Origin of the sequence: Photorhabdus akhurstii (genome assembly GCF_018448925.1) — a bacterium.
Taxonomy (GTDB): domain Bacteria; phylum Pseudomonadota; class Gammaproteobacteria; order Enterobacterales; family Enterobacteriaceae; genus Photorhabdus; species Photorhabdus akhurstii.
The window spans coordinates 30740-47505 of record NZ_RCWE01000034.1 but is presented as its reverse complement, the minus strand read 5'-3'; the positions used below and the strand labels follow the sequence as shown (position 1 = coordinate 47505).

Sequence of the window (16766 nt, the reverse complement as noted above, 5' to 3'; positions counted from 1 at the left end):
AGAGTCACGGAAGGAACGTTTAAGACGAAGACGTGGATAGGCTGGGTGTGTAAGCGCAGCGATGCGTTGAGCTGACCAGTACTAATGAACCGAGCGGCTTAACCTTACAACGCCGAAGGGGTTTTGGTGTCGGAAGACAGCAAACAGAAGTCGGAAGACAGAAGAGAGACAGATTTCAGCTTGTTCAGAGATTGCTTCGGGTGGTGGTGTCAGCAGAGACGCAACGGCCGGAAGGAAACCGAATATGCCTGGCGGCGATAGCGCGGTGGTCCCACCTGACCCCATGCCGAACTCAGCAGTGAAACGCCGTAGCGCCGATGGTAGTGTGGGGTCTCCCCATGTGAGAGTAGGACACTGCCAGGCTTTAAATACAGTGGAAACCCTCAGCGTAAGCTGGGGGTTTTTGCGTATTAAGGCATATCTCACTTTGTTTGCTTATATACCCATGCTCATTGAAACTGCTTGATTTTCCCCCAAATGAGGTCATGGTATCAGTCATGAAAATCTTCATTACCGATGAACAAAAAGCCGAACTTGAACACCTCCATCACACCTGCCGTGATAAGAGAGAGTGCGATCGCATCAAAGCGGTCCTGCTGGCCTCTGAGGGCTGGAGTTCAGTAATGGTTGCTCAGGCCCTGCGTCTTAATGAAACGACTGTTAATCGTCATATCAGCGATTACCTTAATCACCGCAAACTGAAGCCCGAAACGGAGCCGGTTACCACCGGAGTGAGCTGGTGAAAAACTGGGCTTATGTGATGAATATCGACCTTCATTACTTACCGCCATACAGCCCGAATCTGAACCCGATAGAAAGGCTATGGAAGGTGATGAATGAACAAGTCAGAAATAACCATTATTTCGCCTCGACGACCTTGTTCAGGCAGGCAATACATCGCTTTTTTACGGAAATATTACCGGAACTTGCCGGGAACCTGTCGTGTCGTATTAATGACGACTTCCAGGTTTTGAATCCTGCATCTTCAAGTTAAGCGGGTATATATTGTTGCTTGGTTACTACTTCTATGTGCATTCTTATGGTTAACTTAGCCATGATATCAACCATAAATACATTATTTATGGACATAAGAAAACGTAAACCTATTTTCATTCAAGTCAGCCATGTATTGTATATGATACTTGGATATTGGAATCCAAATCATTTACCTAAAGCTTTAATATCTTTCTCATCAGAAAGTTCGCTATATTTCATCAGGTTTTTATTACCATCGATCACCATTAGCTCTTTCTGTGATTTGAAACAATTGCTTAATGGTGAACGGCAGTATTCTGGAAATTTATGATAAATACCTAGCCAATCACTGATAAGGTAATAATTATCTGAAGTTGAGAAAGGGGTATTTATTACACCAGTATGACGATATTTTGGATCAACATTATCGTTATACCAAATAAATAAGGGGATATTATAAGCCTCTTTTCGAGGATGACTAACTCCGTGGTGATAACGAATGTCACCGTTTTTATCTAAGCGTTGTAATCCATGATCTGAAAAATAGAGAATAGATGCTTTATAATCTTTGATTTTATTAATGATTTTCTCTATTAGATGATCAGTATAAATTATTGAGCTGTCATAGCAATTATCATCTTCGTTCGATGAGAAAGATATCAGTTTATTTTCGGGAAATCGGTTACAGGATGGCTCATGACTGCCGTAGATATGCATAATAATAAATTTTTTACCTTTCTGTTTTAGTGCATCATCTAGATAGGGTAGTAACTCTTCATCGTATCCAATATATTCATTCCATTTTTGGCTTTCAGCCATATTAGCAATAACTGTAATCAGGCTATTGCTTTTACCTGATCTTCCTTGATTACTTATCCAAGTTGTCCTAAAACCTGCATCTTTAGCTAAAGATATAATATTGTCGGCATAATGAACCTTATTTCTGAGCTGATATAGAGTAATATTAGAAAGCGAAATAGGTAAGGATAATATAGTAACTGGAGCTGGGGAAATAGCTTGATTGAATATCAACATATTTCTCTGCATTGTGTCTAATGTCGGTGTTGTGGTTTTGTTATAACCGTACAGAGACATATGATCTCTTCTTACTGATTCTCCTATCAGCAATATGTAAATATCAATATCTTTATCTTCTTTTATGTAATTAAAATTCACATTAACAGAAGAAATATTTTTAATTTGTTGATTTTCATATATTGCTTTTACCATTGCTGATGAGTTATAGAATGGTGTTCCCATTAGAAAGTGTTCTGATAGAATAATATCATCTGAATATTTCTTTCCTGAGATATAGTAGTCAACAGGCACTAATAGGCAGACAAAAATAAAAGCCCATAAACTGGATTTGAGTAATTTTTTGTCTATATTTTTGGATAGCCATCTAATAGACAAAAAATATATTAACAACATGAAAATAAAGAAAAGCACATAGTATTTATTGTAGGACAACATACCTACAGCTTCGTTGCTATTTGTATTAATAAAAGTATTGGCAATAGTTGAAGAAAAGCTTATCTGGTGTTCATTAAAGAAGAAAAAAGATGTGGATATATTAAGCGACCACAATAGAGAAATAAGTAAAACCAATGGTTTAAGATATTTATAACAATAAAAGAATGCGTTAACACTTGCTAGCAAGAAACTCAGTAATATTATTTTTAACTTATACTCACCGGCTAAATCGCTAGTGAAAATTATCGGTAGTAAAGAGAGAATCAAAATAATAATAATCGGAGATTTATTTCGCATACAGATTAATAGTTTAATTAATAAGTTGAAATAAAAGAGTTAATCATTAACCTGTGATTAAAACAAGAGGTTAACTTGTGAAATAGCTCTGAATTCAGGTGACTTCTAATGAAAATACCTCTCCCGAAGGAGAGGTTGGACATAAAAACGTAACTAATGTGTTTTTCCTTGTGCGATACCGAGTCCTGTTTGTGATCGAATAAACTGGATTCTAAATTGTTCTCTTTCCTGCATACCTTGTTGTGAATTATCGGTGATAGAAAATAGCCATGAGCCAATAAAAGCGATAATCATTGAAAATAATGCTGGATATTCATAAGGATAGATTGGTCTCTCGTGACCGAGAATGCTGACCCAGATTGTTGGACCGAGAATCATCAAAACCACCGCTGTAATTAATCCTAGCCAACCCCCAGCTAAGGCACCACGGGTAGTGAGTTTACGCCAGTACATAGATAAAAGAATAATTGGGAAGTTACAGCTTGCAGCAATAGAAAATGCCAATCCAACCATGAAGGCTATATTCTGGTTTTCAAATAAAATACCTAATCCGATTGCGATAAACCCAAGTATCACAACTGTTATTTTTGATACTCTCAGTTCATCTCGTTCATTGGTTTTACCGCGTTTAATGGCGTTTGCATATAGGTCATGTGATACCGCTGATGCGCCAGCCAGCGTTAGCCCCGCAACAACGGCTAGAATTGTGGCAAAGGCGACAGCAGAGATGAACCCCAGGAACAAGTTGCCTCCAACTGCATTAGCGAGGTGAACGGCTGCCATGTTAGTCCCACCAATGAGCGCGCCGGTAGCATCTTTAAAGGAAGGGTTTGGACTAACCAGTAAAATAGCACCGAAGCCGATAATAAAAGTCAGAATGTAAAAATAGCCAATAAAGCCAGTAGCATAGAAAACACTTTTTCGTGCTTCTTTCGCATCACTTACAGTAAAGAAACGCATAATAATATGAGGTAAACCAGCAGTACCAAACATCAATGCCAGACCGAGAGAAAGTGCGGATATTGGGTCAGATACCAACCCTCCTGGACTCATGATAGCTTCACCTTTTGAGTGAACAGCAACAGCTTCTTTGAATAACGTATTGAAATTGAAGTTTACTGTTTTCATGACCATAAGCGCCATAAAGGTGGCGCCAGCTAGTAATAGGATAGCTTTGATAATTTGTACCCAAGTCGTTGCTAGCATACCGCCAAATAGAACATAAAGTACCATCAGGATGCCAACCAATACGACCGCTACATGGTAATTGAGTCCAAAAAGCAATTCGATAAGTTTACCTGCCCCAACCATTTGAGCGATAAGATAAAGAGCGACAACAAACAGCGAACCAATTGCAGATAACGTACGGATTGGACGTTGCTGTAACCGGTAAGAAGCGACATCGGCAAAAGTATAGCGTCCAAGGTTTCTTAATCTTTCGGCAATCAGAAATAGGATAATAGGCCAGCCAATCAGGAAGCCGATAGAGTAAATTAGTCCATCATAACCAGAGGTATAGACTAAAGCGGAAATACCAAGGAATGATGCTGCGGACATAAAATCTCCCGCAATTGCCATTCCATTTTGAAAACCTGTAATACGTCCACCCGCCGTGTAGTAATCACTACGGGAGCGTGTTTTTTTTGAGGCCCAGTAAGTGATATAGAGTGTAAAACCAACAAACAGGACAAACATGATAATAGCTTGAACGTTGACAGGTTGCCTTTCTCCGGTTTCAGAGATTGCATTAGCCCAGGTGAGATGAGGAAATAGCATTATTGCTAATAGCAGGAACTTTTTCATTTCTTTACCTCACTGAGAATTTGTGAGGTAAGGTGATCAAACTCGCTATTGGCTCTGATGACATATAAGCCGGTTAAGATGAATGAAATAATAATTAAACCAATACCAACCGGTATTCCACGGGTAATACTGGAATCATTATAAAGGGGAGTACCTAGCCATTCGGGTGAAAATGCAATGAGAAAAATAAAACCGACATACAGAATTAATGTGATTATTGATAGCAACCATGCAAAACGTCCTCGCTTTTCAACCAATTCTTTAAAACGAGGGTTATTTTCGATCCCTTGGTAAATATCGTCATTCATCGGAATATATCCTCTTATATTTATTATATTTTGATTACAGCCGCCTTACGGCGGCATGATCTGTTACGAAATTCTCATTGTTTGTTTTTCTTCCAACAATTTTTCTACTACGCCTGGATCTGCTAGTGTTGAAATGTCTCCTAGATTGCTGGTATCGCCGGAGGCTATTTTGCGCAGAATACGGCGCATAATTTTTCCTGAGCGGGTTTTTGGTAAGGAGTCTGTCCAGTGTAGGATATCTGGTGTAGCAATCGGGCCGATTTCTTTACGTACCCAATTACGGACTTCTGTATAGAGTTCTGGAGAGGGTTCTTCACCGTGATTTAAGGTGACATAAGCGTAAATTGCTTGCCCTTTAATGTTATGCGGGGTACCTACGACAGCAGCTTCTGCAATTTTAGGATGAGAGACCAAAGCAGATTCAATTTCAGCAGTACCTAAACGGTGGCCGGAAATATTCAACACGTCATCAACACGGCCAGTTATCCAATAGTAGCCATCTTCATCACGGCGTGCTCCATCGCCACTGAAATACATCCCCTTAAAGGTGGAAAAATAGGTTTGTTCGAAGCGATCATGATCACCAAATAGTGAGCGTGCTTGTCCTGGCCAGGAATCAGTAATAACCAGGTTTCCTTCACAAACACCTTCTAGTAGCTCACCAAGATTATCAACCAACGCGGGCTGAACACCGAAGAAAGGTAGCGTTGCGGAACCTGCTTTTAGTTCGGTTGCGCCCGGCAGTGGTGTGATCATGAAGCCACCAGTTTCTGTTTGCCACCAGGTATCGACAATCGGGCAATTGCTGTTACCAATTTTCTGGTAATACCATTCCCAAGCTTCCGGATTAATCGGTTCGCCAACTGATCCCATAATACGCAGAGAAGTACGTTTTGTTTCTTCAATAGCTTTGTCGCCTTCAGCCATCAGGGCTCGAATCGCTGTAGGCGCTGTGTACAGGATATTGACCTGATGTTTATCAATAACCTGACTCAGACGGTTAACCGCAGGATAGTTTGGTACGCCTTCAAACATTAGAGTGATAGCACCGCAGGAAAGGGGGCCGTAGAGCAGGTAGCTATGCCCGGTAACCCATCCCACATCTGCTGTGCACCAATAGACTTCCCCCGGCTGATAGTCGAATACATATTTAAATGTCAGAGATGCATATACAAGGTAACCTCCAGTGGTGTGCAATACACCTTTAGGTTTACCGGTAGAGCCTGAGGTATAGAGAATAAATAGCGGGTCTTCTGCATTCATCTCTTCGACTGGGCAATCAGCACTAGCGTCTGCTACCAATTCATGCCACCAAAGGTCACGGCCAGATTGCCAGTGACTAATATTTCCAGTACGTTTAAAAACGATCACATTGGATACACTGACAACGGCTGCATTATTTAATGCATCATCAACATTCTTTTTTAGGGGAATGGTGCGTCCGGCTCTCAATCCTTCATCGGCGGTAATGACCAATTTTGTGTTTGAATCGATGATGCGCCCGGATACGGCATCAGGAGAAAAACCCGCGAAAATAACAGAGTGAATAGCACCAATGCGGGCACATGCCAACATGGCAACCGCTGCTTCTGGCACCATCGGCATGTAAATAGCAACAACATCGCCTTTTTTAATACCCAGATTTTTTAATACATTGGCAAACTGACATACATCATGGTGTAGTTCACGATAGGTTATTGCTTTGGATTCTGTTGGATCATCACCTTCCCAGATAATAGCGGTTTGATCGCCACGTTCTTTTAGATGACGATCGAGACAATTTGCGCTTAAGTTTAGTGTCCCATCTTCAAACCAGCGGATATTGATATGTCCAGGATCAAAAGAGGTATTTTTTACCTTGGTGTAAGGCTTAATCCAGTCAATAATTTTGCCTTTCTCACCCCAGAACCTTTCGGGATCTTGCAACGATAATTGATAATCTTGTTGATATTGTTGTTTATTCATCAGGGCATGTTCTGCGATGGAGGCAGGAATAGGGTGCTTCATTATTTTGGTCATATAATATTCTCCTTACGAATGTTAATATTATGTCAAATCAAAGTTAACTAAAGTGTAAAGAGAATTTTTGTTTTTTTTTTGCGCGGAAGATCACGCAATAAAAAGAATATTTTTCACGTAATTGTCATTTAGTGTAGCGGGTTTCTTTAGGTTTAATTGCTAACCAAAAATAGTAATTCAAAATCCTAATCCAATAATAATGTTAAATATAGATAAATTAACTGATAAGTTGCTGAAACACAGTCATATTATAAAACCATAATGAGAATATGGTATTGATAAACATTTCCAATAATATTTAATTAACTATAATGATCACGTTGTTCACAAGGTGTGGACTTTGAACCATTCTTATATGACTGGAGTACATGATATGAGCTATTCATTACCTTCTCTTCCTTATTCTTATGAAGCTCTGGAACCTCATTTTGATAAGCAGACGATGGAAATTCACCATACCAAGCATCATCAGACTTACGTCAATAATACCAATAGTGCCTTGGAAGCTTTCCCTGAGCTAGCGGGACTGGATATTGATGATCTGATTCAGCAATTAGATAAGATACCTGCTGATAAGCGTACTTTTGTACGTAACAATGCTGGTGGACACGCTAACCATAGCTTGTTTTGGAAAGGTCTGAAATTAGGTACAACTCTGCAAGGCCCATTGAAAGAAGCTATTGAACGTGATTTCGGTAGCATAGATTCTTTTAAAGAGAAATTTGAGCAGGCAGCGGCTACCCGTTTTGGTTCTGGCTGGGCTTGGCTAGTACTGAAAGATGATGGCAAGCTGGCGGTTGTATCGACTGCTAACCAGGATAGCCCATTAATGGGCGAAGCTATTTCTGGTGCATCTGGTTATCCGATTATTGGTCTGGATGTTTGGGAACATGCTTATTACTTACAGTACCAAAACCGTCGTCCTGACTATATTAAAGCGTTCTGGAACGTTGTTAACTGGGATGAAGCAGCAACACGTTATCAGGAAAAAGTGAAATAACTAGCTGAATAATTTCTCTTTTCTGCTATGCCGGCTGATATGACTGCCGGCATTTTTATTGGTTGAATGTTGGTTTATGATGGTGATGTCAGACTGATTTCAATAAGGAAAGTGCATTATGTATTGTCCGCAGGTATATACAGGTAAAATTGAAATATCAGGAAAACTTTCTGCTAGCGCAATTAATAAACGAATGGTTGATGGTAGTCTGAGTCTGACTTCTCTAGGATTGGAAGGTGATGAGCAGGCTGAAACCCGTTTCCACGGTGGACCTGATCGTGCACTTTGTCATTATCCTCGTGAACACTATGATTTCTGGAAACATCAATTTCCTGATCAAGAAGATTTTTTTATTGCTCCAGCGTTTGGTGAAAATATTTCCACAACGGGGTTGACTGAAGAAAATGTTTGTATTGGTGACATTTTCAGTTGGGGTGGGGCAATGATTCAGGTAACTCAGCCTCGTTCGCCTTGTTACAAACTTAACTGTCATTCTGGTATCAGCAATTTTTCTGCCATTATGCAGGAGAGTGGCCGTTGTGGCTGGCTTTATAGAATTATTTCCGCGGGAAATGTCAGCCCAGATGAGCCTCTTGTTCTTGTTTCCCGTAATAGTGATGTTTTAATTAAGGAAGCGATAGCTATTGCTTTTAATATGCCATTTGACGAAGAGCAATATCGTCGGCTGATGAGTGCCGCTGGCTTATCTGCTAGTTGGAGCCTGACTATGCAAAAGCGGGTGATGTTTGGAAAGATTGAGGATTTTAACCGTAGGTTATTCGGAAAATAATAAAATGTGCACGTGATGAACGTGCATATTTTAGATTGCTGGTTTTTAACGTTATTTTTATTCCTTTATTAACCTTGCGATTTAGTGTTTTTTATTGACTTTTCTAAGTCCGATTTATCAGGTTAAATCATGTGGATTATCTTTTTTATACCATTTAAAAACAAATAGTTATATAAAGCTCTCTTATTTAAGTGCGTTATCTGAAAATGATAAAACAGTAGTTAAGAAAAGCCGATAGGCTTTTAGGTTAACCAGATTACAGCGAAAAAAGAATAAAAACATTTAGCAGTATTAAAACCATTAAATAAATTGGTTTTGATTTTAATATTATTAGCATATCTATTATCATTTTTGGTTTTAAACTTAAAATAAATCAAATATGGGAAAAACGAGAAAACTTAAGTATCAGTTTAATGAAAATGGAAGAACCATTATGTTTGCAAAAACTACTTGTTTAAACGGTAATCTGGCAGGTTGTTTTAAAATAAAGTCACGCGCATCTGGTTTTCAGTTGATTTATCAAGTGATTGATGAAGAAATCGTGATATGAGTTATTGTTGTTGGTAAATGCGAGAATGAGAAAGCCTATGATACTGCGCGTAAACAAATTCAATGAGGTTGAATAAAAAAGCAGGAGTATCTGGGGGAAAAGGCTTTTTCTCTGCTGTACAAAAAACAGATTTAATTTAGAATTACCCCGTTCCCCAAACGGCCCCATAAGTCATGTGAGTGAATTTAAGCGATTCCACCAAAAGTAATACCCGGTTATCCCGAACAATCCTGTTGAGATAGAAACCACGATGTCCGATATCAGTAATCTGCTGCGGGATCCGCAGTTTTTTTCTACGCTGCATAAACAGATGTTGCAGTTTGCCAGCTTGCAGTTGAATGATTTTCATCAGGCGGAAGATGTTGTCCAAGAGGCGCTGGAAGGGGCTATGAAGAATGCCGCTTCTTTTGCCGGACGAGCCGCCTGGAAGAGTTGGGTGTTTACGATCCTGCGCAACAAAATCTCGGACGCCTTGCGTATGCGTTATCGGCACAGCAACGTGCAATTGACTGATGATGTTGATGAGCAAAATTTCGAAGCGCTGTTTGATGAATCTGGTCACTGGCCGCGAAACGAGCATCCTCAGCGCTGGCATCTACCAGATGAGGCGGCCGAGCAGGAACAATTCTGGACGGTTTTTGAGCTTTGTCTGACACAGTTGCCAACTCAAAACGCCCGGGCATTTATGATGCGCGAATTTATTGGTCTTGAGACTCAGGAGATCTGTCAGGAAATGGCGCTTTCTGTCAGCAACCTGAATGTGATGCTCTGGCGTGCGCGTATGCGTTTACGCGAATGTTTGTCACAACGTTGGTTTTCCCAGGAGGGTAAATATGCTTAGTTGTTATCAAGCTACGCGCCTGATGTCTCAGGCGCTGGATGAAAAAATCGTGCTTTCCCAACATGTTCAGCTAATGCTGCATTTACGAATATGCGGAGGGTGCCGAAATGTCAGACAACAGCTTGCCGACCTGCGCACTATCACTTCCGCATTCACTCGTGGCGAAAACGAGAATCAAAATAAAGTAACGTAGGGAAAGGGAATCAGGTACGATGGCGGTAAATCAGGCGATCAAGCGAAAACCTCCCACCGCCATACGTCACCAGATACAACTGAGCTGTCAGCCAGGTAGCGTGAACAGGCCAGGCATCTGGATAAACAAATATTTGAATCACCAGCGTCATCACCATTAATGCTAATGCGGAGAAGCGTGTCGCTAATCCGACAATCAGTAGCAGCGGAAACAAGTGTTCTGCGGTTGCGGCCATGACGGCAGCAACATCGGGTGGTAGCAGAGGAAGCTTGTATTCGTTGGTAAAGAGCGACACGGAGCTGTCGGTAACGCGCGGGATACCTAATTGCCAGGGTGTGCGTGTTTCCAGAATATCTATGTTTAATCCCACCACTTTGCTTTGGCCCGACAGCCAGAATGTTGCGGCAAGGCTAATGCGTGCCAGAAGGGGGATAACACTTTCCTGCGCAATGTGTTGCCCTTTTAACACTAATGTTTTGAGTAATGCCATCTTAGCGCTCCGTGTTGCTATATAGAGAAAGGATCAGCTCGTAGTGCTGCATGCGTTGTAAAACCGGCTGAGGCTCAAAAGTTGCATCCTCCCTGGCGGCAATCTCCAGGGCTTCAGTAAGACACTGACCGGACTGGAGCATAGCAATAAATTGCATTTCCGCACGGCTGAGCAACATTATTCGCACGTCGTCGTCAACGCGGCACAGCAGCATATGTTCCGGCTGGAATGGGTCCAGCGCCATCTCGTTTTCACTTTGTTGGTATGAGGCCCACAGGCTGAAGACGGCATAATCTGAACTGAAAAGCCGTACCGAAGGATGGAGCACCATCCGCAACTGTGTGGGATCGTCAACGGGGGCCGCTTCTGTTGTCTGTTCGGTAGGGTCCGCTGCGTGCAGCGATTCAATAAACAACATTTCCAGCCGGGTGAGATCGCTCAGCCAGGGCCAGTCTGCCAACGGTTGAAACGTTGCAATCCAGTCCGGCAATTGAGTGCCATAGCCTGCCAAAACAGGAGAAGAAGGCGGTTGTTGACGTATAAACTCCGCCGCCATCGCACGGAAAAAGTCTTCTCCGAGCTGGTCGACAAGGACGGGGCAGTTTTCGGCCAGTGCGTCGATCAGCGACGTTATGACATTATTACGATAAACCGCAAAACGTACCGCTGGATCGCTACCGTTCCAAGCTGTCAGCCCTTCTGGCACCATGAGGTCGGGGTCAAGGAGGGCTTTATACAGTTGTTGTTGCATTTTTCGTGCTCTCCGTAATGTAACTCTGGGCATGACCGGCTTCGTTCAGCAACACATCTAATGGTGGAATATTGCTGTCCCATTCGAGCAGGGTGGCGATCGGTCCCGTTTCACGCAGGGTCTTGTTATAGAGATCCCAGACAGGCCCGGTCACATGACTGTCGTGTGAATCAATCAGCAGCAGATCGTTTGCTCCATCGCGACTTTCCGTATAGCCCGCCAGATGAATTTCACCGACACAGTGAAGTGGCAGTTCGAATAGCATCTGCCGTGGGCAGCGATTATGGTTGACGCCACTGATATAGAGGTTATTCACGTCCAGTAGTAGTCCGCATCCGGTGCGGCGTATCACCTCGGAGATAAAGTCAGTCTCGCTCATGGTTGAGGTACTGAACTCGACATAGGTGGACGGGTTTTCCAGCAAAATGGGGCGACGCAGCGCATTCTGTACTTGATCGATGTGTTCGCAGACCCGGGTCAACGTGACGTCGGTATAGGGCAGCGGCAGCAGATCATTGAGAAATAGATCGTTGTGAGTCGACCAGGCAAGGTGTTCAGAAAAAACGGCCGGCTGGTAGCGTTCAACCAGCGCAGCAACACGTTGTAAATGGGTCTGATTCAGAGGATTTTCTCCTCCGATGGACAGGCCCACTCCATGAATAGAAAGCGGATAATCCTGGCAAATGGCGGTCAGTGCCTGATGAAACGGACCACCCGCAACCAGATAATTTTCCGCGTGAATTTCAAAAAAACCAATGTCAGGTTTATCGCGCAAAATAGCGCTAAAATGCTCCGGCTTTAATCCAATCCCTGCTCTGGCCGGAAGCCTATTTAGCATGAAGCGATCAGGAGCATCACGAGAGACGCTGTGTGAGAGTAAAGAAATTGTCATCGTATAGCTCCTGCCTGATGTTGGAATTACACTTCTTTAAATGCGTCCAGTTGACCAAAGCCGGTCGGAGAGGTCGGAGACTTCATTTTTACGCAGGAACCCGCCGGTACCATTTTCCAGGCGTTACCTTGATAATCCTTTTTTGAGGTACCAGCACAGGTGGTGCCGGCTCCTGCTTTACAATCATTTTTCCCTTTCAGAGAAACGCCATAGCATTTCTCCATTTTGCTGCCGGAATCCGCCATTGCTGAAGTGCCTACCGTAATCAGCGCACTACCTAAGGCCAGAGCCAGTAATGCTTTTGTCGTTTGTTTAGTCATAGAACGTTCCTTTTATATTGGTGTAGAAGGTGAATTACTACTTCGCTTAAACGAGCATTTGCTTCACTCCATTAGTCGCACCACACATTAATTTCTTACAGTGAATATGAGAAAAAAAATGATTTTTTTATAGTTAACTGATTTTTAATGACTTATTTTTTGAATTAGATATCTCTCTGTACAATAAACAGGCTTATTTTGGGATGTTTTCCGTATGTTCATCGTAGTAGGCGTGAAAGCGGGGTGGTTGTGGTCGTCATAGTACATCTGTATCAAGATGCCAAAAAACTTCCGATTAAACCTAATAAAAAGTAGGTGTTAAAAGTGGTAAAAACAACGGTCAAAACCTTATACCGATTAAAACTAGAAGGTAAAAAAACGGCCTTTAATAATGGTTTAAAATATACCCGTCATAAAACTATTAATGGAAAATGAACCGTTTTAATAATATTTTCAACCGCGGAATAAACTTTTTGATAAACCAGTTAAATAATCGAATATGAAAAATCGGAATACCTTAAATAGGTCAGTTTAAGCTTGCTTTACGCTGTTTTTAATCTGTTTAATCGTATTGCTTTTCTGTCAGATTAAACTATCAGACTTTTCACCATTGATGATGCAAAAACACTCCTCGTTTTTTAAATAGGTTTTTCTGTGGCTTGAAATGTGCACGTAGTGAACGTGCACATTTTATCGATTTAAGGGTGGGCAATAAAGCCAACAGCTTCGTATACTTTATCCAGCGTAATCTGGGCGCGGGCTTTTGCCTTCGTTGCACCTTCCGCCATGATTTTATTCAGCAGGACTTCATCGTTACGGAAATGATGGAAACGCTCTTGTAACTCAGTCAACATACCGGAAACGGCATCAGCAACAGCACTTTTTAAATGACCATACATTTGGCCTTCAAATTCTGCTTCTAGTTCAGGAATGGTTTTGCCAGTAACACCCGCGAGGATATCTAATAAGTTGGAAACCCCCGGCTTTTGTTCTAGATCGTAGCGAACACGGGGAGGCTCTTCTGAATCTGTGACGGCGCGTTTTATCTTTTTAGCGGCTGATTTTGGATCTTCTAACAAAGCGATAACGTTGTTGCGATTATCATCTGACTTGGACATTTTCTTTTCTGGGTCTTGAAGAGCCATAACACGGGCGCCACCGGTTGGGATAAACGGTTCTGGTACAGCGAAGATATTGCCGTAGATGGCATTAAATCGTTGAGCAATATCACGGCTCAATTCAAGATGCTGTTTTTGATCGATACCTACTGGAACTTGGTTTGTTTGGTATACCAAGATATCCGCAGCCATCAGTACTGGATAGTCAAACAAGCCTGCATTGATATTTTCGGCATGACGAGCTGATTTGTCTTTAAACTGGGTCATACGGCTGAGTTCACCGAAATAGGTATAGCAGTTCAGAACCCAGCTTAATTGGGCGTGTTGTGGGACATGAGATTGGACAAAAATAGTACTTTTCTCCGGGTCGATGCCACAAGCTAGGTAGAGCGCCAGTGTATCCAGAGTGCGTTTTCTCAACTCTTTTGGGTCCTGGCGGACTGTGATTGCATGTTGGTCAACAATGCAATAGATGCAGTCGTAATCATCCTGCATTTTAACCCACTGGCGTAACGCTCCCATGTAGTTACCGATGGTTAATTCACCGGAAGGTTGTGCGCCGCTGAATACAATAGGTTTTTGGGAGTTTAGTGTTTCAGATACAGTGGGTTCATTCATTTTATTATGCTTCCTGAAGTTTCAAAGATGGGAGTCCAATTGTGGATAGCAGATCCGAAAAATCCGTTAGTATGCAATCTGGATTGCTTAATGCAATAGATTCACCGTAGTTATATCCATAAGTTAAACCAACACAAGGGCAGCCAGCCGCTTGTGCCGCCAAAATATCATTACGGGAATCACCGACAAAGAGCAGTTCTTCCTTACGCAGTCCGAATGTGCCCATTGTTAAATAAATAGGTGCCGGATGTGGCTTTTTCTCTTTAACATCATCACCACCTAACACTAATGAGAAATATTCACTGATGCCTAAAGAAGCCAGCAGAGGAGCAATGAAAGGTGTTGGTTTATTGGTGATGATACCCATTGGTAAGTTGTGTTTTGCCAGTTCAGCCAATGTAACTTTGACTTCCGGGAATAACTGACTGCCTGTTGTTACAGTTGTTTCATAGAAACGGTCAAACAACTCACGGGTTTCTTTATGCAGTTGAGCGGTCAATTTGACGTTGGCCCATGTCAACGCCCGTTCCACCATAATATCTGCGCCATTACCTACCCAGGCAGCAACCCGCTCTTTTCCCGCAGCAGGGAGATCTTTGGCTAGCAGCGCTTGATCCAATGCATCAGCCAAACCACCGGCACTGTCTACCAGTGTGCCGTCCAGATCAAAAGCGATAGCACGAATACCTGTTAATACCTTACTTGCCATGAGATACCTTTGACAATTCACTACGCATATTATCAATAACAGTTTTGTAATCTGGTTGACTGAAAATGGCTGAGCCAGCAACAAACATATCTGCCCCCGCGGTTGCTGCCGCGGCAATATTGCTAGCTTTAATACCACCGTCTACCTCAAGACGGATATCATAACCGCTTTCATCAATGATTTTACGAACCTGACGCAATTTCTCTAGTGTTCCAGGGATGAAAGATTGGCCACCGAAACCGGGATTTACCGACATCAATAGAATGATATCCAGTTTATCCAAGACATAATCAAGATAACTCAATGGAGTTGCAGGATTGAATACCAAGCCAGCTTTACAACCATGTTCTTTGATGAGTTGTAAACTGCGGTCAATATGCTCACTGGTTTCTGGGTGGAAGGTAATGTAAGTCGCCCCTGCTTTGGCAAAATCAGGGATGATGCGGTCAACCGGTTTTACCATCAAATGGACATCGATTGGCGCAGTGATGCCATAATCCCGCAGAGCCTGGCAGACCATAGGCCCGATAGTCAGGTTAGGGACATAATGGTTGTCCATAACATCAAAGTGAACAACATCTGCCCCGGCTGCCAGCACCTTAGCGGTATCTTCACCCAGTCGCGCAAAATTTGCAGATAAAATGGATGGGGCAATCAGAAAATCTTTCATTATCTTCTCCAAATCGTTTCTATCATCCCTTAATTGCCAGGCAAAAGGGGAGTGGATAAATCAGCGATATAATGCCAAAAGTTCGTCTACCTTACTGCGGGCAAGGATATTCCTGCTGATAGTACGACGTGCTTTGACAATATGAAGTGAAGCTTGATAGTACCATTTTCGTGTCATTGGCGTATCGTGGTTGGATATTAAAACAGGAATTGCACGTTCTGATGATAACTTAAATGCAATATTTGCCAGATTTTCCTGATCTGCAATGTTAAAACTATTAGTGTGATACGCCGTAAAGTTCGCTGTTGCTGACAAAGGCGCATAAGGTGGATCGCAATAGATAACCGAGCCTTTATGTGCTTCGTTCAACGTGTGTTGGTAGTGCTCACAGATAAAAGTCGCATTTTTGGCTTTTTCAGCAAACCAGTGTAGTTCTTCTTCAGGAAAGTAGGGCTTTTTATAACGGCCAAAAGGTACGTTAAATTTACCATGAGAATTATAACGACAGAGGCCGTTGTAACAATGGCGATTGAGATAAAGGAATAACACGCTGCGATAGAACGGGTCAGTGCTTTGGTTAAATTGCTCCCGTAACTGATAAAAGTGTTCGGCTGTATTGTATTCTTGGGTAAACAGAGGGCGTGTGTGGACGATAAACTCATTAGCCCTGAGTTTTACTGTGTTGTACAGGTTAATCAGGTCACTGTTGATATCAGCGAGGATATAAGAATCGTAGTCTGTGTTCAAAAAGACAGAACCTGCGCCAACAAATGGCTCTATCAGACAACTACCGGCTGGCAGATGACGTTTGATGTCATCTACCAACGGGTATTTTCCACCGGCCCATTTTAAGAAAGCGCGTTTTTTTTTCATGCTGTCAATAAGTACTCAATCGTTCCAGAGCCGCAGATTGTACTCTGTTTAGGACAGCATATCAGCGCCTAATAAA

General features: G+C 42.2%; 16 protein-coding genes, 2 rRNA genes and 2 pseudogenes. 8 read left to right on the top strand and 12 right to left on the bottom strand.

Annotated features, from left to right (window positions below):
* The 4 genes and pseudogenes from EAE93_RS21795 to EAE93_RS25755 all read left to right on the top strand — a co-directional run.
* Positions 1-106, top strand: a 23S ribosomal RNA gene (locus EAE93_RS21795); the annotation flags it as partial.
* A gap of 141 nt (positions 107-247) precedes the next feature.
* Positions 248-363, top strand: a 5S ribosomal RNA gene (gene rrf, locus EAE93_RS21790).
* Positions 364-497: 134 nt separating this feature from the next.
* Positions 498-710 (top strand): annotated as a pseudogene (locus EAE93_RS25760) (helix-turn-helix domain-containing protein); the annotation flags it as partial.
* Positions 710-994: pseudogene (locus EAE93_RS25755) on the top strand (transposase); the annotation flags it as partial. The pseudogenes EAE93_RS25760 and EAE93_RS25755, both read left to right, overlap by 1 nt.
* Positions 995-1161: 167 nt before the next feature.
* Here the strand turns inward: EAE93_RS25755 and EAE93_RS21780 are convergent.
* The 4 genes from EAE93_RS21780 to acs form a co-directional block, all read right to left on the bottom strand.
* Positions 1162-2745, bottom strand: a complete 1584-nt coding sequence (locus EAE93_RS21780) for a phosphoethanolamine transferase (RefSeq protein ID WP_040149920.1) — start codon at positions 2743-2745, stop codon at positions 1162-1164.
* 153 nt (positions 2746-2898) lie between these two features.
* Entirely contained in the window at positions 2899-4548 is a 1650-nt protein-coding gene (gene actP / locus EAE93_RS21775) for a cation/acetate symporter ActP (protein WP_036779492.1), read from the bottom strand.
* Entirely contained in the window at positions 4545-4856 is a 312-nt protein-coding gene (locus EAE93_RS21770; RefSeq protein ID WP_036779490.1) for a DUF485 domain-containing protein, read from the bottom strand. The genes actP and EAE93_RS21770 overlap by 4 nt, the downstream gene beginning before the upstream one ends.
* A 63-nt stretch (positions 4857-4919) precedes the next feature.
* Complete coding sequence (gene acs, locus EAE93_RS21765) at positions 4920-6875, bottom strand: acetate--CoA ligase (protein WP_036812545.1); 1956 nt, start codon at positions 6873-6875, stop codon at positions 4920-4922.
* Between the two features lie 373 nt (positions 6876-7248).
* Here acs and sodA point away from each other — a divergent pair, with 373 nt between their 5' ends.
* The 4 genes from sodA (at position 7249) to EAE93_RS21745 (ending at position 10249) form a co-directional block, all read left to right on the top strand.
* The gene (sodA, locus tag EAE93_RS21760) at positions 7249-7875 is read left to right on the top strand and encodes a superoxide dismutase [Mn] (protein WP_036812547.1); all 627 of its coding nucleotides are present in this window, start codon (positions 7249-7251) and stop codon (positions 7873-7875) included.
* Positions 7876-7993: 118 nt separating this feature from the next.
* Complete coding sequence (gene yiiM, locus EAE93_RS21755) at positions 7994-8665, top strand: 6-hydroxyaminopurine reductase (RefSeq protein WP_046396202.1); 672 nt, start codon at positions 7994-7996, stop codon at positions 8663-8665.
* Positions 8666-9465: 800 nt separating this feature from the next.
* A complete protein-coding gene (locus tag EAE93_RS21750) occupies positions 9466-10056 on the top strand; it encodes an RNA polymerase factor sigma-70 (RefSeq protein WP_214040560.1) in 591 nt (196 codons plus the stop codon).
* A complete protein-coding gene (locus tag EAE93_RS21745; RefSeq protein WP_036779475.1) occupies positions 10049-10249 on the top strand; it encodes an anti-sigma factor family protein in 201 nt (66 codons plus the stop codon). The genes EAE93_RS21750 and EAE93_RS21745 overlap by 8 nt, the downstream gene beginning before the upstream one ends.
* Before the next feature lie 10 nt (positions 10250-10259).
* On the opposite strand, the gene EAE93_RS21740 is transcribed toward EAE93_RS21745, so the two are convergent.
* From EAE93_RS21740 to dam, 8 genes are all read right to left on the bottom strand, one after another.
* On the bottom strand, positions 10260-10739 hold the full coding sequence (locus tag EAE93_RS21740; RefSeq protein WP_214040559.1) for a DoxX family protein: 480 nt from the start codon (positions 10737-10739) through the stop codon (positions 10260-10262).
* A 1-nt stretch (position 10740) separates the two neighbouring features.
* On the bottom strand, positions 10741-11490 hold the full coding sequence (locus tag EAE93_RS21735; RefSeq protein WP_214040558.1) for an HvfC/BufC N-terminal domain-containing protein: 750 nt from the start codon (positions 11488-11490) through the stop codon (positions 10741-10743).
* Entirely contained in the window at positions 11471-12382 is a 912-nt protein-coding gene (gene bufB, locus EAE93_RS21730; protein ID WP_214040557.1) for an MNIO family bufferin maturase, read from the bottom strand. The genes EAE93_RS21735 and bufB overlap by 20 nt, the downstream gene beginning before the upstream one ends.
* 26 nt (positions 12383-12408) lie before the next feature.
* On the bottom strand, positions 12409-12702 hold the full coding sequence (locus tag EAE93_RS21725) for a BufA1 family periplasmic bufferin-type metallophore (RefSeq protein WP_036779464.1): 294 nt from the start codon (positions 12700-12702) through the stop codon (positions 12409-12411).
* 698 nt (positions 12703-13400) lie between these two features.
* Positions 13401-14438 carry a tryptophan--tRNA ligase gene (trpS, locus tag EAE93_RS21720; protein WP_214040556.1) on the bottom strand — a complete coding sequence of 346 codons (1038 nt, stop codon included), beginning with the start codon at positions 14436-14438 and terminating at the stop codon, positions 13401-13403.
* Between the two features lie 4 nt (positions 14439-14442).
* The gene (locus EAE93_RS21715) at positions 14443-15147 is read right to left on the bottom strand and encodes a phosphoglycolate phosphatase (RefSeq protein ID WP_036812562.1); all 705 of its coding nucleotides are present in this window, start codon (positions 15145-15147) and stop codon (positions 14443-14445) included.
* Positions 15137-15817, bottom strand: coding sequence for a ribulose-phosphate 3-epimerase (gene rpe / locus EAE93_RS21710; protein ID WP_036779454.1), 681 nt, complete (start codon positions 15815-15817; stop codon positions 15137-15139). Before rpe ends, EAE93_RS21715 begins: the two co-directional genes overlap by 11 nt.
* Before the next feature lie 60 nt (positions 15818-15877).
* Positions 15878-16690: an adenine-specific DNA-methyltransferase gene (gene dam, locus EAE93_RS21705; protein WP_036779452.1), complete on the bottom strand. Its 813-nt coding sequence runs from the start codon at positions 16688-16690 to the stop codon at positions 15878-15880.
* Positions 16691-16766 lie beyond the last annotated feature (76 nt).